Annotated in this window: 22 protein-coding genes; 13 read left to right on the forward strand and 9 right to left on the reverse strand. The window is 71.3% G+C overall.

What is annotated here, in order from left to right; genetic code table 11:
* Positions 1-51 precede the first annotated feature (51 nt).
* The 4 genes from leuA to ACYVOO_RS12120 all read left to right on the forward strand — a co-directional run bounded on the left by leuA (position 52) and on the right by ACYVOO_RS12120 (position 5,632).
* Complete coding sequence (gene leuA / locus ACYVOO_RS12105) at positions 52-1,821, forward strand: 2-isopropylmalate synthase (protein ID WP_461015649.1); 1,770 nt, start codon at positions 52-54, stop codon at positions 1,819-1,821.
* Positions 1,822-2,159: 338 nt separating this feature from the next.
* Complete coding sequence (locus ACYVOO_RS12110) at positions 2,160-2,855, forward strand: TerB family tellurite resistance protein (RefSeq protein ID WP_461015650.1); 696 nt, start codon at positions 2,160-2,162, stop codon at positions 2,853-2,855.
* Positions 2,856-2,933: 78 nt separating this feature from the next.
* Positions 2,934-4,322 (forward strand): GH1 family beta-glucosidase, encoded by a 1,389-nt coding sequence (locus tag ACYVOO_RS12115; protein ID WP_461015651.1) that lies wholly within the window; start codon positions 2,934-2,936, stop codon positions 4,320-4,322.
* A 77-nt stretch (positions 4,323-4,399) separates the two neighbouring features.
* The gene (locus ACYVOO_RS12120) at positions 4,400-5,632 is read left to right on the forward strand and encodes an MFS transporter (RefSeq protein ID WP_461015652.1); all 1,233 of its coding nucleotides are present in this window, start codon (positions 4,400-4,402) and stop codon (positions 5,630-5,632) included.
* A 48-nt stretch (positions 5,633-5,680) separates the two neighbouring features.
* Here ACYVOO_RS12120 and ACYVOO_RS12125 read toward each other — a convergent pair whose 3' ends face one another.
* A complete protein-coding gene (locus tag ACYVOO_RS12125; protein WP_461015653.1) occupies positions 5,681-6,292 on the reverse strand; it encodes a hypothetical protein in 612 nt (203 codons plus the stop codon).
* Positions 6,293-6,438: 146 nt separating this feature from the next.
* Between ACYVOO_RS12125 and recO the strand changes: the two genes are divergently transcribed.
* Complete coding sequence (gene recO / locus ACYVOO_RS12130; RefSeq protein ID WP_461015654.1) at positions 6,439-7,296, forward strand: DNA repair protein RecO; 858 nt, start codon at positions 6,439-6,441, stop codon at positions 7,294-7,296.
* Between the two features lie 73 nt (positions 7,297-7,369).
* On the forward strand, positions 7,370-8,173 hold the full coding sequence (locus tag ACYVOO_RS12135) for an isoprenyl transferase (RefSeq protein ID WP_461015655.1): 804 nt from the start codon (positions 7,370-7,372) through the stop codon (positions 8,171-8,173).
* 100 nt (positions 8,174-8,273) lie between these two features.
* Here the strand turns inward: ACYVOO_RS12135 and ACYVOO_RS12140 are convergent, their stop codons facing one another.
* The 4 genes from ACYVOO_RS12140 to ACYVOO_RS12155 all read right to left on the reverse strand — a co-directional run bounded on the left by ACYVOO_RS12140 (position 8,274) and on the right by ACYVOO_RS12155 (position 11,513).
* A complete protein-coding gene (locus tag ACYVOO_RS12140) occupies positions 8,274-8,687 on the reverse strand; it encodes a Fur family transcriptional regulator (RefSeq protein ID WP_453348476.1) in 414 nt (137 codons plus the stop codon).
* A gap of 73 nt (positions 8,688-8,760) precedes the next feature.
* On the reverse strand, positions 8,761-9,645 hold the full coding sequence (locus ACYVOO_RS12145; protein ID WP_461015656.1) for a metal ABC transporter permease: 885 nt from the start codon (positions 9,643-9,645) through the stop codon (positions 8,761-8,763).
* A complete protein-coding gene (locus ACYVOO_RS12150; RefSeq protein WP_461015657.1) occupies positions 9,642-10,403 on the reverse strand; it encodes a metal ABC transporter ATP-binding protein in 762 nt (253 codons plus the stop codon). The genes ACYVOO_RS12145 and ACYVOO_RS12150 overlap by 4 nt, the downstream gene beginning before the upstream one ends.
* 84 nt (positions 10,404-10,487) lie before the next feature.
* Positions 10,488-11,513 carry a metal ABC transporter substrate-binding protein gene (locus ACYVOO_RS12155; protein ID WP_461015658.1) on the reverse strand — a complete coding sequence of 342 codons (1,026 nt, stop codon included), beginning with the start codon at positions 11,511-11,513 and terminating at the stop codon, positions 10,488-10,490.
* Between the two features lie 164 nt (positions 11,514-11,677).
* On the opposite strand from ACYVOO_RS12155, the gene ACYVOO_RS12160 reads away from it, so the two are divergent.
* From ACYVOO_RS12160 to ACYVOO_RS12170, 3 genes are all read left to right on the forward strand, one after another.
* On the forward strand, positions 11,678-13,060 hold the full coding sequence (locus ACYVOO_RS12160; protein WP_453348480.1) for a glycine--tRNA ligase: 1,383 nt from the start codon (positions 11,678-11,680) through the stop codon (positions 13,058-13,060).
* Between the two features lie 195 nt (positions 13,061-13,255).
* A complete protein-coding gene (locus ACYVOO_RS12165; protein WP_461015659.1) occupies positions 13,256-13,786 on the forward strand; it encodes a choice-of-anchor K domain-containing protein in 531 nt (176 codons plus the stop codon).
* Between the two features lie 31 nt (positions 13,787-13,817).
* Positions 13,818-14,306: a hypothetical protein gene (locus ACYVOO_RS12170; protein WP_461015660.1), complete on the forward strand. Its 489-nt coding sequence runs from the start codon at positions 13,818-13,820 to the stop codon at positions 14,304-14,306.
* A 13-nt stretch (positions 14,307-14,319) separates the two neighbouring features.
* Here ACYVOO_RS12170 and ACYVOO_RS12175 read toward each other — a convergent pair whose 3' ends face one another.
* The 3 genes from ACYVOO_RS12175 to ACYVOO_RS12185 form a co-directional block, all read right to left on the reverse strand.
* Positions 14,320-15,891, reverse strand: coding sequence for a carboxylesterase/lipase family protein (locus tag ACYVOO_RS12175; protein WP_461015661.1), 1,572 nt, complete (start codon positions 15,889-15,891; stop codon positions 14,320-14,322).
* 126 nt (positions 15,892-16,017) lie between these two features.
* A complete protein-coding gene (locus ACYVOO_RS12180; RefSeq protein ID WP_461015662.1) occupies positions 16,018-16,620 on the reverse strand; it encodes a Uma2 family endonuclease in 603 nt (200 codons plus the stop codon).
* A 104-nt stretch (positions 16,621-16,724) separates the two neighbouring features.
* Complete coding sequence (locus tag ACYVOO_RS12185) at positions 16,725-17,405, reverse strand: GntR family transcriptional regulator (RefSeq protein ID WP_461015663.1); 681 nt, start codon at positions 17,403-17,405, stop codon at positions 16,725-16,727.
* A 126-nt stretch (positions 17,406-17,531) separates the two neighbouring features.
* On the opposite strand from ACYVOO_RS12185, the gene ACYVOO_RS12190 reads away from it, so the two are divergent.
* The 4 genes from ACYVOO_RS12190 to ACYVOO_RS12205 all read left to right on the forward strand — a co-directional run bounded on the left by ACYVOO_RS12190 (position 17,532) and on the right by ACYVOO_RS12205 (position 20,493).
* Positions 17,532-18,068, forward strand: a complete 537-nt coding sequence (locus ACYVOO_RS12190; protein ID WP_461015664.1) for a YbhB/YbcL family Raf kinase inhibitor-like protein — start codon at positions 17,532-17,534, stop codon at positions 18,066-18,068.
* Positions 18,069-18,197: 129 nt separating this feature from the next.
* Positions 18,198-19,079, forward strand: a complete 882-nt coding sequence (locus ACYVOO_RS12195; protein ID WP_461015665.1) for an SCO6745 family protein — start codon at positions 18,198-18,200, stop codon at positions 19,077-19,079.
* A 131-nt stretch (positions 19,080-19,210) separates the two neighbouring features.
* Positions 19,211-19,603 carry a VOC family protein gene (locus ACYVOO_RS12200; RefSeq protein ID WP_461015666.1) on the forward strand — a complete coding sequence of 131 codons (393 nt, stop codon included), beginning with the start codon at positions 19,211-19,213 and terminating at the stop codon, positions 19,601-19,603.
* The gene (locus ACYVOO_RS12205; protein ID WP_461015667.1) at positions 19,600-20,493 is read left to right on the forward strand and encodes a sigma-70 family RNA polymerase sigma factor; all 894 of its coding nucleotides are present in this window, start codon (positions 19,600-19,602) and stop codon (positions 20,491-20,493) included. Before ACYVOO_RS12200 ends, ACYVOO_RS12205 begins: the two co-directional genes overlap by 4 nt.
* On the opposite strand, the gene ACYVOO_RS12210 is transcribed toward ACYVOO_RS12205, so the two are convergent.
* Positions 20,468-20,674, reverse strand: coding sequence for a DUF397 domain-containing protein (locus tag ACYVOO_RS12210; RefSeq protein WP_461015668.1), 207 nt, complete (start codon positions 20,672-20,674; stop codon positions 20,468-20,470). The two genes, ACYVOO_RS12205 and ACYVOO_RS12210, sit on opposite strands and share 26 nt — an antisense overlap.

The following is a 20,674-nucleotide window of genomic DNA, read 5'->3' on the forward strand; positions in this document are numbered from 1 at the left end:
TCCTCGAAGCCCACTCACGCGGAACCCTCCGCGATCAGGAGCCCACGCATCATGACTTCCTCCGATCCCCGCATCGGCCGCCCCACGCCCATCACCGCGGCGACCGTCGGGCAGAAGCCCTCCGGGATGCCGTTCCACAAGTACGGCGAGTACGAGGCCGTGGACATCCCCGACCGCACCTGGCCGGGCAACCGCATCACCAAGGCACCCCGCTGGCTGTCGACGGACCTGCGCGACGGCAACCAGGCGCTGATCGACCCCATGTCGCCCGTCCGCAAGCGCGCGATGTTCGACCTGCTGGTGAAGATGGGCTACAAGGAGATCGAGGTCGGGTTCCCCTCGTCGGGCCAGACCGACTTCGACTTCGTGCGCTCCATCATCGAGGAGGACGCGATCCCCGAGGACGTGACGATCTCCGTCCTCACCCAGGCCCGCGAAGAGCTGATCGAGCGCACCGTGGAGTCCCTGAAGGGCGCACACCGGGCCACCGTCCACCTGTACAACGCCACGGCGCCCGTCTTCCGCGAGGTCGTCTTCCGCGGCACCCGTGACCAGGTCAAGCAGATCGCGGTCGACGGCACCCGGCTGGTGATGGAGTACGCGGAGAAGCTGCTCGACGACCGCACGGCGTTCGGCTACCAGTACAGCCCCGAGATCTTCACGGACACCGAGTTGGACTTCGCGCTGGAGGTCTGCGAGGGCGTCATGGACGTCTGGCAGCCCGAGGAGGGCCGCGAGATCATCCTGAATCTGCCCGCCACCGTGGAGCGCTCCACGCCCTCCACCCACGCGGACCGCTTCGAGTGGATGTCCCGCAACCTGTCGCGGCGCGAGAACGTATGCCTGTCGGTACACCCCCACAACGACCGCGGTACCGCGGTCGCGGCGGCCGAGCTGGCCGTCATGGCCGGGGCCGACCGCGTCGAGGGCTGCCTGTTCGGGCAGGGCGAGCGCACCGGCAACGTGGACCTGGTGACGCTGGGCATGAACCTCTTCAGCCAGGGCGTCGACCCGATGATCGACTTCTCGGACATCGACGAGGTCCGCCGCACCGCCGAATACTGCAACCAGATGGAGATCCACCCCCGCCACCCGTACGCGGGCGACCTCGTCTACACCGCCTTCTCCGGCTCCCACCAGGACGCCATCAAGAAGGGCTTCGAGGCGATGGAGAACCGCGCGGCCCAGCAGGGCAAGACGGTGGACGACCTGGAGTGGGCGGTGCCGTACCTGCCCATCGACCCCAAGGACGTCGGCCGCTCCTACGAGGCCGTCATCCGCGTCAACTCGCAGTCCGGCAAGGGCGGCATCGCCTACGTGCTGAAGGGCGAGCACAGCCTCGACCTGCCGCGCCGCATGCAGGTCGAGTTCTCGAAGATCATCCAGGAGCTGACCGACACCGAGGGCGGCGAGGTCACCCCGGCCGCCATCTGGGACGTCTTCCAGGACGAGTACCTGCCCACCCCGGAGAAGAGCTGGGGCCGCATCGCGCTGCGCAGCGCCCAGGCGTCCACGACCAGCGAGGGCCACGACGCGCTGACGGTCGAGGCCACCGTGGACGGCGAGGACACGGTGCTGACGGGCACGGGCAACGGCCCGCTGGCCGCCTTCTTCGACGCGCTGCACGCCGTCGACGTGGACGTGCGCCTCCTGGACTACGTCGAGCACACGATGAGTGAGGGCGCGGGCTCGCAGGCCGCCGCCTATATCGAGTGCGCCATCGACGGCAAGGTCCTGTGGGGCGTCGGCATCGACGCGAACATCGTGCGGGCCTCCATCAAGGCCGTCGTCTCCGCCGTGAACCGCGCGGCGCGGCGCTGAGGCACTGAGTTCGCCCGCTGAGGCGGCCCGCTGAAACGGGTCGCCGGGCCGGTGGGCGGCGGTCGTCCGCCGAGCGGTCCTGGGCGGTGGCGGCGGCCGTCGCCCGTGCCGCCCGCCGGGCTGCCCTTCCGCCGTCAACGCGACGGCTCACCAGCGGTCCTTCGCACGTCAGCGCCATCGGGGCCTGCCGCGACGGCGGGCCCCGACGGCGCCGTACGGCCCTCTCCTCGGCGGCCGGATGCCGAAAGGTGCGGGCGGGGTGCTGACGCCGCATCATGGCTGTGGTTAACATCACGTTCACTGACGGCAGCGTTGCCGAATCGTGACGGAGGTGCGGCGTGAGGCGTTCCCGTGATCCGCGAGCCCGTACGGCGCGCGCGGAGCGTGCCAACGGCACAGGACGTGTACGCGTCGCCGGTGTCCGCACCGTCTGGCACACCGTCGACGACGGCGACTTCTTCTGCCCCGGCTGCGGCGGCGACCGCAGCTACCGCCGCCGCACCGGACACCGCCGCTTCGTGCTGCTGGGCGTCCCGCTGGTGCCGCGCGGCAGCGCGGGCCCCGTCCTCGAATGCGCCGCCTGCCGCGCCCACTTCGGCGCCGAGGCCCTCGACCACCCCACCACCACCCGCCTCGCGGCGATGCTGCGGGACGCCGTGCACGCGGTCGCCCTCGCCGTTCTCGCCGCGGGCGGCACAGAGGCCCGTGCGGCCCGTGAGACGGCCGTGGAGACGGTCCGGGCCGCCGGGTACCCGGAGTGCTCCGAGGAGCAGTTGACGGCGCTCCTCGCGGCGCTCGGCGCGGACAGCGTGCCCGTCGAGATCGAGCTGCACGAGGCCCTGGCGCCCCTCGGGCCCCATCTGGCCCCCGCAGGGCGCGAGAGCCTGCTGCTCCAGGGCGCGCGCATCGCCCTGGCCGACGGCCTCTACCGGGCCGGGGAGCGCGACGTGCTGGCGGCGGTCGGCGCCGCCCTGTGCATGGACGCCGACGACATCGAGCGGCTGCTCGCCGAGGCGGCGCGTACGCCGTCCTGAGCCGTACGTCCTCCTGGGGCGCGCGATGCCAACTCCCGCACTTCCCGCACTTCCCGTACTCGGTAAGGGAGCCGGGGCATGACGAGCCCGCGAGCACCGCTGCCGCTGCCCGCCTTTCCCGCCGCCTTCCTGTGGGGCGTGTCCACCTCGGCCCACCAGATCGAGGGTGCCGCCGACGAGGACGGGCGGGGCCCTTCCACCTGGGACGCGTTCGCCGCCGAGCCGGGCCGGATCAGGGACGGGAGCACGGCCGCCGTCGCCACAGGGCACTACCACCGTTACCGCGAGGACGTCGCGCTGCTCAAGGAGCTGGGAGTGGGCGCGTACCGCTTCTCGGTCGCCTGGCCGCGCGTGCTGCCCGACGGCTCGGGTCCCGTGAACGCCGCCGGGCTCGGCTTCTACGACCGCCTCGTCGACGAGCTGTGCGCCGCGGGCATACGCGCCGTGCCGACGCTCTACCACTGGGACACCCCGCTCCCCCTGGAGACGGGTGGCGGCTGGCTCTCCCGCGAAACGGCGTACCTCTTCGCGGACTACGTGGACACGGTGGCCGCGCGCCTCGGTGACCGCGTCGAGCAGTGGATCACCCTCAACGAGCCCGCCGAACTCACCCTCCTCGGCTACGGGCTGGGCGAGCACGCGCCCGGCAGACGGCTCCTGTTCGACGCGCTGCCCGCCGCGCACCACCAACTCCTGGGCCACGGGCTGGCCGTGGCGGCGCTGCGCGCTCGCGGGGCGCGCTCCGTGGGCATCGCCAACTCGCACGGTCCGGTCAGGCCCGCCTCGGACAGCGCGGCGGACACCGGCGCCGCCGAACTGTACGACCTGCTCACCAACTGGCTGTTCGCCGACCCGCTGCTGCTCGGCCGCTACCCGGACGAGGGACTGGCCGCCGCGCTGCCAGGACCCGTGGACGAGGACCTGGAGACGATCGCCGCACCGCTGGACTTCTACGGCGTGAACTATTACCAGCCCACACTGGTGGGAGCGCCCGTGCCGGGTGAGGGCGACGGCGGGTTCGCCGGGGTCGGGCTGCCCGCCGGGCTCCCCTTCGCGCCGCGCGAGATCCCTGGGCAGCCCCGTACGGGCTTCGGCTGGGCCGTCGTCCCCGAAGGCCTTCGCGAGCTGCTGCACGGCCTGCGGGAGCGCTACGGGGAGCGGCTGCCGCCCATCGTCATCACCGAGAACGGGTGCGCGTACGAGGACCGTGTCGCGGACGACCGCCGCGTCGACTACCTGGACGCGCACCTGCGGGAGCTGCACCGCGCGATGACCGAAGGGGCCGACGTGCGTGGCTACTTCGTCTGGTCGCTGCTGGACAACTTCGAGTGGGCCGAGGGATACACGCAGCGCTTTGGCCTGGTGCACGTGGACTACGACACCCTGGAGCGCACCCCCAAGGACTCCTACCGCTGGTTCCGCGAGGAACTGCGGGCCCAGCGGGCCCAGCGTGCGGCGCGCCCGTGAGAGGGCCGCCGGGGGACGGGGGAGCGGCGGGCGAGGGGGGTTCGCGGGGGCCGGGCCCGCCCGGACCGCGTGGCCCCGTGGGCGCGCTCGCCGAGCCCGTCGACCGCGTCCCCGCGCGCTGGACGGCCTCGCTCGCGCTGGCGGGCAGCGCGGTGTGGGTCGGCTGGTACGGGCCCATCCAGGTGCTGCTGGCGCTCCAGGCCGTCGACCTGGCGCCGCCCGGCTGGAGGAAGGAGAGCGTGCTGGCCTGGGTGACCGGTGTCGGCGCGGCCGTCTCCCTCGTCGCCAATCCCGTCTTCGGGGCGCTCTCGGACCGTACGGTCTCGCGCTTCGGGCGCCGCAGGCCCTGGGTCGTGGCCGGGGTGGTGGGCGGCGGCGCCGGGCTCGCCGTGCTGTCGGGCGCGCGGGACGTCGGCACGATGATGCTGGGCTGGTGCCTGGTACAGCTCGCGCTGAACGCCACGTTCGCGGCCGTCGTGGCCGCCGTCCCCGACCGGGTGCCCACGCGCCAGCGCGGCTCCGTCGGCGGCTGGCTGGGCGTCGCGCAGACGCTGGGCATCGTCTGCGGGACCGGGCTCGCCACCGTCGCGGGCGGTGTCACGGCGGGCTATCTCGCCTGCGCGGGCTTCGCGCTGCTCGCCGTCGTCCCGTACGTGCTGCTGGGCCGGGACACGCCGCTGCCGCGTGCCGCGCGGCCTCCCCGGCGCGCGGGGGAGTTCCTGCGGGGATTCTGGATCGACCCGCGCCGCCACCCCGACTTCGGCTGGGCCTGGCTGACCCGGTTCCTGATCAACCTGGGCAACGCCATCGCCCTCCTCTACCTGCTCTTCTTCCTCCGCGACGCGCTCGGCCTCGCGGAACCCGAGGAGGGGGTACTGGTCCTCACGGCGGTGAACGGGGTGCTGCTGCTGGCGACGGTCGTGGTGGGCGGGGTCTGGTCGGACCGGGCCGGGCGGCGCAAGCCGTTCGTGCGGTGGGCCGGGGTACTGATGGCGGTGGCCACCGCGCTCCTCGCGGGGTGGCAGACGTGGCCGGGCGCGCTCGTGGCCGCCGCGCTGCTGGGGGTCGGCTTCGGCGTCTTCACATCGGTGGACTTCGCGCTGATGGCCGACGTGCTGCCCGCCGCCGCGCACCGGGGCAAGGACCTGGGCATCATCAACATCGCCAACTCGCTACCCCAGGTGGCGGCCCCCGCCGTGGCCGCGCCCCTGGTCACCCACCTGGGCGGCTACCCGACGCTGTACCTGACGGCCGCCGCTGTCGTCCTCCTCGGCGCGCTCCTGGTGGAGCGGATCAGGGGCGTGGACTGAGCGGTGAGGGAGCGAGCGGCGGGGCCGGTGCGGCCCCGCCGCCGTGGTTCAGCGGCCGGAGGTCCTGCCACTGGAGCGGTGCGTGTGCGAATCGCGGGGCCGTGAGGGTGCGGAGGGGTCCCCCTGGGGTCGAGAGGTGCTGGAGTGGTGGCGGGACGTGCTGTGCCCCTGGGTGCCGGGCTGCATGCCGGCGTAACCGGCACGCCCCTGCGCGGCGAGGGCCTGCGGGTCGAACGGCGCGGGGTGCCCGCCGCGACCGCCGAGCGCCCCGAGCGCGCCGGAGATGGCGGGGTCGTACTGGTACGTCGGCTGCTGGTGCGACTGGTACGACGGCGCCGCGGAACCGTGGCTCGCCGACACACGGGACGGCGGCGACTGGTAGGTCGGCGCCGGGGTGCCCTGGGCGCTCGGGGCGGCCGGGGGGTACGCGTTGTAGGCGGGGAGGTTCTCCTGGTAGCCGTCGGGCCCGACGATGGTCTCGTCCGCGCCCCGCCGACCGGAGGTGTTGTAGCCGTTCTGAGCGGGGCCGGTGGAGCCGGTGGGGCTGGTGGGGCTTATGCCGAGGCCTGACTGGTCGTACTGGGAGTACGGGTTGCTCGGCCCGCTGAAGCCGTTGCTCTGCAACGGCTGGTTATAGGGATAGGTGGGGCGCTGTGACATATCCGGTTTTCCTCTCCGCATGTGCTCTGAGGCATTGGAGCCCCTTGAGACAGACCACGTGCGGCCGAGGCAAAGGGTTCACAGCGGGAGGTTCCCGCCCCATGGCCTGCCCCGTCCCCCTCCGGGCCGTACGCGACAATGGGCCCATGAGTCTGTTCCGCGACGACGGCATCGTGCTGCGCACCCAGAAGCTGGGGGAGGCGGACCGGATCATCACGGTGCTCACCCGGGGTCACGGGCGGGTACGCGCCGTAGCGCGCGGGGTGCGGCGGACGAAGTCGAAGTTCGGGGCCCGGCTGGAGCCGTTCAGCCATGTCGACGTGCAGTTCTTCTCCCGCGGCAGCGAGCTGATCGGGCGCGGGCTGCCCCTGTGCACGCAGACGGAGACGATCGCGGCGTACGGCCAGGGCATCGTCAGCGACTACGCCCGCTACACCGCGGGCACCGCCATGCTGGAGACCGCCGAGCGCTTCACGGACCATGAGGGCGAGCCGAACGTGCAGCAGTACCTGCTGCTCGTCGGCGGGCTGCGCACGCTCGCCTCGGGCGAGCACGCCTCGGGGCTCGTCCTGGACGCCTTCCTGCTGCGCTCGCTCGCCGTCGGCGGCTACGCGCCCAGCTTCGGGGACTGCGCGAAGTGCGGGATGCCGGGCCCGAACCGGTTCTTCTCCGTCGGCTCCGGCGGCGTCGTCTGCGGGGAGTGCCGCGTCCCCGGCAGCGTCGTCCCCTCGCCCGAGGCGCTGCGGCTCCTGGGGGCGCTGCTCACGGGCGACTGGGCGACGGCCGACGCCGCCGAGTCCCGGCACGCGCGCGAGGGCACGGGCCTGGTCTCGGCCTATCTGCACTGGCACCTGGAGCGCGGGCTGCGCTCGTTGCGCTACGTGGACAGGACCGACAAGGTGGCCCCTCCCCGGGCCTCTCCCCAGGCCCCTCCCCGGGCTTCTCCCGGGGCTCCTCCCGGCCCGGTCGAGGGCCCCCGCCCCGCGCAGCCCGAACCGTCGTGACCGGCTACCCTCGCCCCTACCGGTCCCGCACCCGAACCCGGTCCCCGGAACCCACCCCTGGAGCTGAACACCCATGGCACGTCGCGGAATGCTGTCCCGGCAGCGTCGCGAGTACGTCACGCCCGAGCCGCACCCCTCGGGCGCCCGCCCGCCGAAGATCCCGGGCGAGCTGATCCCGAACCACGTGGCGGTCGTCATGGACGGCAACGGCCGCTGGGCCAAGGAGCGGGGCCTGCCGCGCACGGAGGGCCACAAGGTCGGCGAGGGCGTCGTCATGGACGTGCTCAAGGGCTGCCTGGAGATGGGCGTCAAGAACCTCTCCCTGTACGCCTTCTCCACGGAGAACTGGAAGCGCTCGCCCGAGGAGGTGCGCTTCCTGATGAACTTCAACCGCGACGTCATCCGCCGCCGCCGCGACGAGATGGACGAGCTGGGCATCCGCATCCGCTGGGTCGGCCGGATGCCCAAGCTGTGGAAGTCCGTCGTCCAGGAGCTCCAGGTCGCGCAGGAGCAGACCGAGCGGAACGACGCGATGACGCTCTACTTCTGCGTCAACTACGGCGGCCGTGCCGAGATCGCGGACGCGGCACAGGCCCTCGCCAAGGATGTGAAGGCGGGCAAGCTGGACCCGTCGAAGGTCACCGAGAAGACCCTCGCGAAGTACCTGTACTACCCGGACATGCCCGACGTGGATCTCTTCCTGCGCCCGTCCGGCGAGCAGCGCACGTCGAACTATCTGATCTGGCAGAGCGCCTACGCCGAGATGGTCTACCAGGACGTGCTGTGGCCCGACTTCGATCGCCGCGACCTGTGGCGGGCCTGCCTGGAGTACGCGCAGCGCGACCGGCGCTTCGGCGGCGCGCCCCCCGCCAAGTAGCGCGAGACACGAGGCACCACGAAAGGGTGCGGGCCCGTACGCCTCGGCGTACGGGCCCGCACCCTTTCCGTCTGGTGCCCTCCGGTGTCCGGTCAGGGACTCACGTGCGCGACGCGCAGTCCCCGCACGTGCCGAAGATCTCGATCGTGTGGCCGACGTCCACGAAGCCGTGCTCCGCGGCGATCGACTCGGCCCATTTCTCCACGGCCGGGCCTTCGACCTCGACCGCCTTGCCGCAGTGGCGGCAGACCAGGTGGTGGTGGTGATCGTCGCTGTGACAGCGGCGGTAGACCGCCTCGCCCTCGTCCGTACGCAGCACATCGACCTCGCCCGCGTCGGCGAGGGACTGGAGGGTGCGGTAGACCGTGGTCAGCCCGACCGAGTCCCCGCGGTGCTTGAGCATGTCGTGCAGTTCCTGCGCGCTCCGGAACTCCTCGACCTCGGCAAGGGCCGCTGACACGGCGGCGCGCTGCCGGGTCGACCGGCCGCGGACAGGGGGACCTGCGGTGGCCACGCTGTCTCCTTCGTTCGTCGTGCTCCTGGGTCCTTTCCGCCTCATTGTGCCAGGCGCAGCCCAGGAGCGGTTGTTACACCTTGAGGGCCTCCTCGCTCTTCTCCTCCAGGGTGCCGCTTCCGTCCCGTCGAGCGACAGCCCTCGCCCTGCGCCGGGCCAGCGGCGCCGCGAGCGCGGTCACGACGATGAACAGCGCGATGGTGAGGACGACGATGCTGGCGCCGGGCGGTACGTCCGCGTAGTACGAGGTCGCAGTGCCGGAGAGGGTCACCAGCACCCCGAAGCCCATCGAGACGAACAGGGTGGTCGCGAAGCCCCGTGTGGCCTGCTGCGCCGCGGCGACCGGGATCACCATCAGCGCGCTCACCAGCAGCAGCCCCACGACGCGCATGGCCACCGTCACCGTCACGGCGGCTGTGACGGCCAGCAGCAGGTTCAGCACCCGCACCGGCAGCCCCGTCACGCGCGCGAACTCCTCGTCCTGGCAGACGGCGAACAACTGCCGCCGCAGCCCCAGCGAGACCGCCAGCACGAAGGCCGACAGGCACACGATGGCGATCACGTCGGAGTTCGAGACGGTCGTGATGGAGCCGAAGAGGTAGGTGGTGAGGTTGGCGTTGGAGCCGTTCGGCGAGAGGTTGATGATCATGACGCCGCCCGCCATGCCGCCGTAGAAGAGCATCGCGAGCGCGAGATCGCCGCGCGCCTTCCCGTACCAGCGGATCAGCTCCATCGCGACGGCGCCCAGTGACGCCACGAGCACGGCCATCCACACCGGGTTGGTGTTCAGCAGGAAGCCGAGCGCGACGCCGGTGAGGGCGACGTGGCCGATGCCGTCGCCCATGATCGCCTGACGGCGCTGGACGAGGTAGATCCCGACGGCGGGCGCTGCTATGCCGACCAGCAGGGCGGCGAGCAGCGCGCGCTGCATGAAGGCGTAGTCCAGCAGCTCGGTCATGTCAGCAGTCCGGTCTCGATCTTCGAGGCGGTGTCGGCCTCGGGTGTGTCGTGCGGGTGGCAGGCCAGGTCGTGCAGCCGCTCGGGGTGGTCGACGCGCTCGACCTGCCCGTCGCGCAGCACCACGGCGCGGTCGATCAGCGGGGCGAGCGGGCCCAGCTCGTGCAGCACCAGCAGCACGGAGCTGCCGCCCGCCACCTGCTCGCGCAGCGCGTCGGCGAGCACCCGCTGGCTGGCGAGGTCCACCCCGGCCAGCGGCTCGTCCATCAGCAGCAGCTCCGGCTCTCCGGCGAGCGCGCGGGCGATGAGCACCCGCTGGTGCTGGCCGCCGGACAGGGCGCTCACGGAGTCCCTGGCGCGCTCCCGCATGCCCACCAGCTCCAGGGCGCGGTCCACGGCGGCGCGGTCGGCGCGGCCGAGGGGGCGCAGCCGCGTGCGGGCCAGGCGCCCCGAGGAGACGATCTCGCGGACCGTCGCCGGCACGCCCCCGGCCGCCGTGGAGCGCTGCGGTACGTAGCCCAGGCGCCGCCACTCGCGGAAGCGGGCCAGGGGCGTGCCGAACAGTTCCAGGCTGCCGCCGGTGAGCGGCACCTGCCCGATGACGGCCCGCACGGTGGTGGACTTGCCGGAGCCGTTGGCCCCGAGCAGCGCGACGACCTCGCCACGCCCTACGGTCAGGTCGATGCCGCGCAGCACCGGGCGCGCGCCGAGCGTGGCCGTCGCGTCACGCAGGGATATGACGGTCTCCGGTGGGGCCATGGCAGGTCGCCTTCCTCGGTCCTCGGGGTGGTTCCTCGGGGGTGCTTGTGGTGCTCGGGTGCTCAGGAGTCGGACGGTGACACGTCAGGAACCGGAGCCCGCGTTCAGCGCCGTGCGCAGCGCCGACAGGTTCTCGCGCATGACCGAGAAGTAGTCCTGCTTCTTCTCGTTCTTGACGCTCTCCAGAGGGCTGAGGACGCCGGTCTTGAGCTTGAGGTCGCCCGCGAGGGCCTTGGCGGTCTTGTCGCTCGCGTTGTCTTCAAAGAAGACGGTGCTGACCTTGTCCTCCTTGGCGACGGTGTGCAGCTCCTTCATGCGCGCCGCGCTCGGCTCGGACTCGGGGTCGATACCGGAGACGGCCTCCTCGTGCAGCCCGTAGCGCTCGGCGAAGTAGCCGAAGGCGGCGTGGGTGGTGACGAAGGTGTCGGTCTTGCGCTTCTCCAGGCCCTTCTCGAACTCCTCGTTGAGGGATTCGAGGCGCTTCACGAGGGAGGCGGTGTTCTTCTCGTAGGTGGCCTTGTGGTCGGGGTCGGCCTTGGCCAGCTCCTTGCCGACGCCCTTGGCGACCTCGGCGTAGCGCACCGGGTCGAGCCAGATGTGGGGGTCCTCGCCGCTCTCGGTCTCGTGGCTGTGGCCCTCGTGCTCCTCGTGCCCCTCGTGGCCCTCTTCCCCGCCGTGGTCGTGGCCCTCCTCGCCGTGCACGTCGTCGCCGTGGGATTCGAGGGAGGTGTACGAGGTGGCCTCGGCGACGTTCTTCACGCCGGACTGGCCCACGGCCTCGTCGACGGCGGGCTGGAGGCCCTTGAGGTAGACGACGAGATCGGCTTCGCTGAGCTGCCCGGTCTGCTGCGGGCTGAGTTCGAGGTCGTGCGGTTCGACGCCCGGCTTGGTCAGGCTGTCGACGCTGACGTACTTGCCGCCGATCTCCTGGGCGAGGAACTTCATGGGGTAGAACGACGCGACGACGTTGACCTTGCCGTCGTCACCGGCCGCCGAATCGTTGCCGCAGGCGGCGAGGGTGAGGGCGCCGAGGCCGAGAGCGGTGGCCGCGGCCGTGGTCCGTATGAGTCGCCGTGAAGGCAGTCGTCGTCGAGCGTTCATGACACTCATTTTCAACCTACATGGAAACGATTGTCAAATGATGTGGAGGCGGTGAAACCGCCTGCGGGCGGGCAGGCGCCCCGCCGGGAGTCCGGGACCCGAACCGATTTGATTCGGGCCCCTCATGGCTCGGTAATCTGAGGTATTCCGTCGTCGTTGATGAAGAGAGCACCGTGGCCGCCGACAAGATCGACACCATCGTCAGCCTGAGCAAGCGCCGTGGCTTTGTGTACCCGTGCAGTGAGATCTACGGTGGTCAGCGCGCCGCCTGGGACTACGGGCCGCTCGGCGTCGAACTCAAGGAGAACATCAAGCGCCAGTGGTGGCGCTCCATGGTCACTTCGCGCGATGACGTGGTCGGTCTCGACTCGTCCGTGATCCTGGCCCCCCAGGTCTGGGAGGCGTCGGGGCACGTCGCCACCTTCACGGACCCGCTCACCGAGTGCACCTCGTGCCACAAGCGTTTCCGCGCGGACCACCTGGAAGAGGCGTACGAGGCCAAGCACGGCCACCTGCCCCCGAACGGCATGGCCGACATCAACTGCCCCCACTGCGGCAACAAGGGCGGCTTCACCGAGCCCAAGCAGTTCTCCGGTCTGCTCTCGACGCACCTCGGCCCGACGCAGGACTCCGGTTCGGTCAGCTATCTGCGCCCCGAGACGGCCCAGGGCATCTTCACCAACTTTGCCAACGTGCAGCAGACGTCGCGCAAGAAGCCGCCGTTCGGCATCGCACAGACCGGCAAGTCCTTCCGGAACGAGATCACTCCGGGCAACTTCATCTTCCGCACCCGCGAGTTCGAGCAGATGGAGATGGAGTTCTTCGTCAAGCCGGGCGAGGACGAGGAGTGGCACGAGTACTGGATGGAGCAGCGCTGGAACTGGTACCGCGACCTCGGCATCCGCGAGGAGAACATCCGCTGGTACGAGCACCCGGCCGAGAAGCTCTCCCACTACTCGAAGCGCACGGCCGACATCGAGTACCGCTTCAACTTCGGCGGCACCGAGTTCTCCGAGCTGGAGGGCGTCGCCAACCGCACGGACTTCGACCTCGGCGCCCACTCCAAGGCGTCGGGCCACGACCTCTCCTACTTCGACCAGGAGGCGGGCGAGCGCTGGATCCCGTACGTCATCGAGCCGGCGGCCGGTGTCAACCGCGCGATGCTCGCGTTCATGCTCGACGCGTACATCGAGGACGAGGCCCCGAACGCCAAGGGCAAGATGGAAAAGCGCACCGTCATGCGCCTCGACCCGCGCCTCTCCCCGGTCAAGGTGGCCGTGCTGCCGCTGTCCCGCAACGAGAAGCTGTCGCCCAAGGCGCGCGGCCTCGCCGAGACGCTGCGCAAGCACTGGAACATCGAGTTCGACGACGCGGGCGCCATCGGCCGCCGCTACCGCCGCCAGGACGAGATCGGCACGCCGTTCTGCATCACCGTCGACTTCGACACCCTCGACGACAACGCCGTCACGGTGCGTGAGCGCGACACGATGAAGCAGGACCGCGTCTCGCTGGACCAGATCGAGAGCTACCTGGGCGGTCGCCTGCTGGGCTGCTGAGCTGTGGCCCGAACAGGCTGAGCGGGTCTGAAAGCGGAAAGGTCCCGCATCCCCATTCCGGGGGTGCGGGACCTTTTCTTTCCCCGCTTCCTTTTCTGGCTCATTTTCCCATCCAGATCCCGCTGTCCCGCCATTTACGGTGCTTCGGGGCCGCATTCCCGCTCGCCCCTCAGCCTCGCGGAGGGAGCGCCCGGCATGGTCAACGTCCTCACCAAGGGTGTCTGGACAGGCGTCGATGTGGACGCGTCGCAGTTCAGTGGTTTGCAGACCAACCGTCTCGCGTGGGGCGCCGTCGATGACGCGGTGAAGAGCGCCTACGTCTTCGAGGGCTCCTCCACCCAGGTGGCACTCGACGGCACCCCGAGCATGATCGGCTCCTTCAAGCACTACAACCATGTGATCCCCATGCCGCCGCACCCGGTCTTCACCGCGGAGCTGACCATCACCGTGGCCTTCGGGGACAAGGACAGGCGCACGGTCGGCCCGCTGAAGTTCCAGCACAACGAGACGCCCAATGTGGGCCCGGCGCCGGAGGACACGGTCGAACTCGAACCGGTCAAGTTCGACCGTGTCGTGCAGGTCGACGGCAACTGGTACGACATGCACATCGAGGGCTTTCTGCAATACGGGGAGATCAGCAAGCACTTCACCAGCCAGGAGGACGCCGAGAAGCCCAACACCGCCGAACTCAGGGCGTCGTTCACCCCCTACAAGGGCCAGGGGTAACCCCCGCGCGACCGTACGGAGGAGACCCGGCATGGCAGAGCAGATCAAGCGGGTGACCGTCACGTTCCAGACGAGCACGCAGGACGTGGGTGAGAAGATCATCTACCGGACGACCGAGACCCTGCCGGACAGCCGGGTCTTTCTCGGCCTCGCGGGACGTGAGTTCCGGTGTGCGACGGGCTCGGCGGACGAGCAGCGGAAGCTGCTGGCGGGTTCGATCGAGACGTTCGTCTTCGGCAGCGATTCCAACGTCAGGTCCGTCGCGGCCAACGACCCCACGCACCGCACGATGGAGAACGTCCGCGCCTACCCCGTCTACATCCGCTTCGAGCCCCAGCCCAACGCGAGCGACCCGCAAGAGGACGACTGGTGCCTGGAGCATGTGCGGGTCGGCATCGAGGGGGCGGCGGGCGGCAGGGTCGATCTCGAAGCGCTGGAGGGGGAGGAGCGGATCTTTCTGGGCAGCGACGGAGGACACGTCCTGTATCTCCAGCCCGGCGCGGCTCAGACCTGGGGGTAGGGCTCCTCGGGCGTCAGCGTGTCAGTGCGAGCGCGGGAAAGGTGTGGTCCCGCCAGATGAGGCGCGAGGTCTCTTCGGGGTAGGGCGCGACGGTCGGGGTGCCGTTCTGGGCGTCCTGGCCGTCGAGGAGCCGGGTGAGGCGCCGACCGGTGTCGTACGCGGGCCACCCGGGGTCGCCGTGTGCGGCGAACCCGGTCCACGCGGCCCGCATCCGGGCGGACAGCGCCTCCGCCTCGTCATAGCCGGGGGACGGGGCTTCGCCGATCAGCGCGGCGGGCTGGCCGCGGTCCAGGTTGCCGAAGACGAGCGGCACGTCGAGGCCGTGGCAGGCGCCGAGGATCCCGTCCATGCCCGGCGCCTCCCAGGTCAGCTCGTAGACGTGGGTCCGGCCTCCGGCTGTCGCGTGGGCCTCGGCGAGGTGGAGGGACGGCATGCGGAACAGGCAGTCGGAGCGGACCAGCTCGTACAGCTCGTCGGGGCCCGCGTCGGGGAAGCCGTCGCGGTAGCGGCGGCGGTCCCCGGCCCCGGCCTCGTCGGGGGCGAAGGCGCGCAGGGCGCCCTCGGCCTGCTCGCGGGCCACCTGGCCGAGCAGTCCTTCGAGCGCGGTGAGCAGCCGCTGTTCGTGACGGGTGTGGCCGACGAGGAGTTCGACGTCGGCCGCCGTGCCCTCGGCCAGCGCCCGCCACGGGGTGACCGGCAGGGTGTCGCCGTCTACGACGGGGGAGTACGGGATCGGCCCGTGCGCGGCCAGCCCCCAGCGCGGCGCCCACCGGTCCATCGCGGCGCTGACCGCGTCACCTGCGGCGGACAGTTGGGCCGGGGCCACCGTGGACAGGTCGGACGCGGTGGGCTTGCGCCCCAGCTCGGCGGCGCAGACGCGCGTGATGTCGGCGGCCAGCTCCGGCGAGAAGAACGTGCCCTGCACGCTCTGCGCGACGGCCCGGCGGAAGAGCCCCGCCGCGCGCGGCATCGCCAGCAGCGCGGCGACCGACCCGGCGCCCGCCGACTGGCCGAAGACCGTGACCCGGTCCGGGTCGCCGCCGAAGGCGCGGACGGAGTCCCGCACCCACTCCAGCGCTGCGATCTGGTCGAGCAGCCCCCGGTTGGCGGGCGCACCGTCGAACTGGCCGAAACCCTCAAGTCCCACGCGGTAGTTGAACGTCACCACGACGACCTCGCCGTCGCGGGCCAGGCGGGCGCCGTCGTACTCGGGAAGGCAGGACATCCCGACCGTGTAGGCCCCGCCCTGGATCCACACCATGACGGGGAGCGCGGCGCCCGGGTCCGGAGCGGGCGTCCAGACGTTGACCGTCAGCCAGTCGTCACCCGTCGCGTACTGTGCCAGCGCGTGCATGCCGAGCGCTCCGCCCTGGGGAGGGGGCGGCCCGTACGAGACCGCGGGGCGCGTCCCGTCCCAGCCTTGTGCGGGGTGCGGTGCTGCGAACCGCAGTGCGCCGACGGGCGGTTCGGCGTACGGGATGCCCCGGAAGACGGCCACTCCTGCTTCGCGGGTGCCGCGCAGGGCTCCGGCAGGGGTGCGGACTTCGGGCGATGGCCCGGCTGGTTCCGGTGCGCCGGTGGTCATCACGGTCCCCTCCTGACGTCCTGACGGGCGGCTCCTGGCTTCGGAGCATCCCGCTGAGGGGAGGGGGCGCGCCAGCGAATTAGGGGCGGGCGGGGAGGGCGGGGTGGATGGGGCTCCTGTGAGCGGTCACTCGTCCTCGTCGCTGTCCCCGTTGTCGGGGTGGGCGTCAAAACCGGTGGTGTCGAGGACGCAGTCGAAGGGCGCGGGCACGGTGACCTTCTCACCGAAGGGAACGGTCAGCCGGGCCGCGTAACCCCGCGACGAGGGGTTCCAGAACACGGTCACGGCGCCCTCCTGCATGTCCAGCAGCAGATACACGGGCACGCCGCTCCTGCCGTAGACCGGCGCCTTGTCGTCCCAGTCCGTGTCACGCGTGGAGGGCGAGGTCAGCTCGGCGACGAGGGACAGGGCTTCCCCGTCCACGTAACGGCCCCGGCGCTGAAGGGCCCGCTCGGCGACGACGTACACGTCTGGCCCGTAGGCGCGCTCCTCACTGGGAAACGTGAACAGGAAGGGGGCGCTGTCGGCGATGTGACCCTCGGGCGCGTGCGGTTCCAGTTGGCGGCGGAGGGAACGCATGAGGGGCAGGTAGAACGGCTGCGACCACGGCGACATGACGATGTGCCCCGCGATGATCTCCGCCCGGCGCCCTTCCGGTACGTCCAAGTTCAGCAGGGTGCGGCAGAGCGCCTGGAAGCGTGTTGAACCGCCGGGGCTGACGTCTGTCATCACCGTTGGACCGTCCCTTCGCGACGACGATGTTGAGGCGCCGAGTATGCCCGTGCGGTGCGGGCGGCGTGGTTGACGTGGTGTCAAATGCCGGACGTCAGGCGTCAGTCGCCGGTCAGGGCGGTTGCCGTCAGGGTGAGGTGCTGGGTCAGGACCTCGGCCGCCGTGTCGGCGTCGCGGGACAGTGCGGCTTCCTCCAGTCGGCGGTGTTCGTCGGCGCCGTCGCGGCCGGGGTTGCGGAGCGTCGACCAGCGGCGGGTCAGTTCGCTCGACGTCCACAGCCGGTCGAAGGTCTCCAGCAGGACGGGGTTGCCGCAGCCCTCCAGCAGCGTCCGGTGGAAGACCCGGTGGGCCTCGGCCCAGGCTTCGCTGTAGTGCTTGGTCTCCTCCGGGGTGTGCACGGGGGTGCGGGTCAGCCGGTGGTGCGCTGCCCGTACGCGGGCCTCCCAGTCGACGTCGCCGCGTTCGACGGACATGCGCAGCAGGACCGGTTCGATGGTGCGCCGTGCCTCGGCGATCTCCTGCCAGCGCTGGTCGGAGAAGGCGGGGACGGCGAAGCCGCGGTTGTGCAGCCGGTCGGCGAGGCCGTCGCCGACTGCCCGTACCAGCGCCTCGCGTACGACGGCCAGGCTCACGCCCTGCTCTCTGGCGAGGTCCTGCGGCTTGAGCGCTTCACCAGGGGCGTAGTCCCCGCGCATGATCGCGTCCCGCAGTCGGCCGTAGACCTGCTCGGAGAGCATCTGTTTTCCGGGGGTGGGGGAGGAGGAGGCGGCTGGTGGTGTCATGGGGTCAGCATAGACGATCGCTTGGATAATCGATTATTAGTGTTATGGTCGATGAAGAGTCGACGGGGCACGGCCATCCGGCACGCGACACCGCGACCCCCCGAGACACGTCGAAAGGAACGACGCATGAGCGCCAACGACCCCTTCGCCCGCCTCCCCGAGGCGGCCACCTTCACGGTCACCAGCACCACCGTTGCCGACGGCGCCGCCTGGTCGGCCGAGCAGTTCGCCGCCGGTGTCCCCGGCGGCAAGGACGTCTCCCCGCAGCTCTCCTGGAACGGCGCCCCCGAGGGCACCAAGAGCTACGCCGTGACGGTCTACGACCCGGACGCGCCCACCGGCTCCGGCTTCTGGCACTGGGCCGTCGCCGACATCCCCGCCACCGTCACCGAGCTGCCCGAGGGCGCGGGCGACGACACCGGCTCCGGCCTGCCCGAGGGCGCCTTCCAGCTCCCCAACGACGCCCGCGCCGCCCGCTTCATGGGCGCGGCCCCGCCCGCGGGGCACGGCCCGCACCGCTACTTCGTCGTGGTGCACGCCCTCGACGTCGCGTCCATCGGCGTCCCGGCCGACGCCACCCCGGCCTTCCTCGGCTTCAATATCGCCGGACACATCCTCGGCCGCGCCGTCCTGACCGCCACCGCCGAAACCCCCGCCGCCTGACGGCTGCCGCTCCGCGGCATCCTCCGCCCGTCCGGACCGGAGGATGCCGCCCGGCCGTCGCCGCCCCGCCGCCCGGCGGCGACCGACGCAGGTCCGACGCACTCGACCTCCCAGGAGGAGAAAACCGCGATGTCTGCCACCACCCCCTCCGGCCACGCCGCACACCCGGACGGCCGACGCACGGACCTGAACGCCGTCCGCGAGGTCAGCCTTGCCCTCAACACCGCCCACACGTTCATCTACTTCGTCCCCGAGGCCGCGGAGGAGGCCGCCAAGTTCGGTGTGACCGAGCGCGGACCCGCGTACTTCGCGTACAGGTCGGCCGCGATGGGCGCGGTTCCATGGCAGGTCACGCTCGCGACCTTCTACAACTTCAGCCCGCGCGCGGTGCGGCCCATGGAGAGCGTGTGGGACGCCGCGTCGCCGGAGCGGTGGCAGGCCGCGCGCTTCGTGTCCGCCGAGCGCGCGTTCCGGCGCGTCGCCCCGAAGCTGACGGGCGACGAGGTCGCCGAGGCACGGTCGCTGATCGACCCCGTCGTCTCCGGTGCCGACTACGCGGGCAAGACACTGGCCGCCGCGAACGCGTCCGTCCCGCTTCCGTCGGACCCGCTCGTCGCGCTGTGGCAGCAGATCACGGTGCTGCGCGAGTGGCGCGGCGACGCGCATCTCGTCGTCCTCGCGCACAACGGCCTCGGCCCGTGCGACTGCAACGTCCTCCAGTCCGCGACGGGCCGCTTCCCGGTGGGGCTCGCGCGCGCGACCCGTCAGTGGGACGACGAGGAGTGGGCCGCGGCGTCCGCCCGTCTCGTCGCACGCGGCTGGCTCGACGCCGACGGCACCGTCACCGAAGCGGGCACCGCGGCACGCGAGCGGATAGAGACGGAGACCGACGAGCACTGCGCGGCGCTGTGGGAGGGGGGCGGCGACGCGGGCGCGCGCCGCCTCGCCGCGCTCGTCAAGCCGGTCAAGGAGGCGTTCGACGCGGCCGGGACGTACGACATGCTGCGCTGAACGCAGCGCCCGTTCCGCTCAGCCCAACCCTCTGCCGGGCCAGCCCTGTTACCTTCTCCCGCCGACACTCGTCATGGGTGTGACGGCCGAATACGAGCGGTCGTCGCACCCACGAGTGAACGGAGAGCAGGATGCTGAGCAACATCATGTACGTGACGGTCTACGTCACCGATCAGGACCGCGCGCTGGAGTTCTACACCGACGGGCTCGGCCTCGAAAAGCGGCTCGACTTCCCGGGACCCGACGGGCGCTTCCTCACCGTCGGCGTTCCCGACAGCCCGGTGCAGATCATCCTGTGGTCGCACGCGGCGACCGCCGGACAGCCCGTCGGCGTGGACCAGCATGCCGCGCCCGGCCCGCTGATCCTCGAATCCGACGACCTGCGGAAGGACTTCGAGGCCATGAGCCGGCGCGGTGTCACCTTCGTGGAGTCCGAGCCCCAGGACTACCCGTTCGGGGTCCGCGCCGAGGCGGTGGACCCGGACGGCAACCGGGTCTCGCTCCGTCAGCAGCGAAAGCCGTGACCGCCGCCGACCCGTCCGGCCTCGTGGCCGAGGCGTTCGAAGCCCAGCGCGACCGGCTGCGCGCCGTCGCGTACCGCGTGCTGGGCTCGCACGCCGACGCCGAGGACGTGGTCCAGGAAGCGTGGATGCGCCTCGTCCGGCAGGACGAGGCGGCCATCGGCAACCTGGCGGGCTGGCTGACGACCGTCGTCGGCCGGATCAGCCTGGACCTCCTGAGATCCCGCCAGGCCCGTCCCGAAGCCGTTTACGGGCAGGAGCAGCAGGAGTTCGCGCAGCTCGTGGTGACGCCCGACGAAGCGCCCGCGCCGGACGAGCAGGCGGCACTGGCCGATTCGGTCGGCCTCGCCCTGCTCGTCGTGCTGGACTCGCTCACCCCGAGTGAGCGACTGGCGTTCGTCCTGCACGACATGTTCGCGGTCCCGTTCCGCGAGATCGGCCAGATCCTGGGCAAGTCAGCCGAGGCCACCAAGATGCTCGCCAGCCGCGCCCGCCGAAAGGTCCGCGCCACGGACCGGTCGGCGGGCTCCGGCCGCGAGCAGCACCGGGAGGCCGTCCAGGCGTTCAGCGCCGCCGCGCTCAGCGGCGATTTCGAAGCGCTGCTGCGTGTCCTGGACCCGGACGTGAAGCTGACCGTCGACACCCCCGACGGCGTGGTCGTCACCCTCGGCGCCACCAAGGTCGCCGCCGGCGCCCGCATGTTCTCCGGCGAGGCGGCCCACCAACGCCCCGTGCTGGTCAACGGCGTCCCCGGCCACATGTCCTGGCGCCCAGACGGGACCCCGCTCTCCATCGTCGTCTTCACCGTCACCGAACGCCGGATCACCGGCATCCACATCATCATCGACCCGGCCAAACTCGCCTCGGTCAGTGCCCGAGTGTGCCGTCCCTGAGTGAGGTGAGGAACGCTGCCCACGCGGTGGGGGAGTGGTGTGTGGTGCCGTGTGCGGGGTTCTTGCTGTCGCGGGCGGCGCGTCCGCCGTCTGCGGTGACGGCTATCTCGACACAGTTGCTGTGGTCGCCGCCTGAGTACGACGACTTCCTGAATGAGGTGGTCGGCTTGCTGGAATTCAC

Source organism: Streptomyces daliensis, from assembly GCF_054782395.1.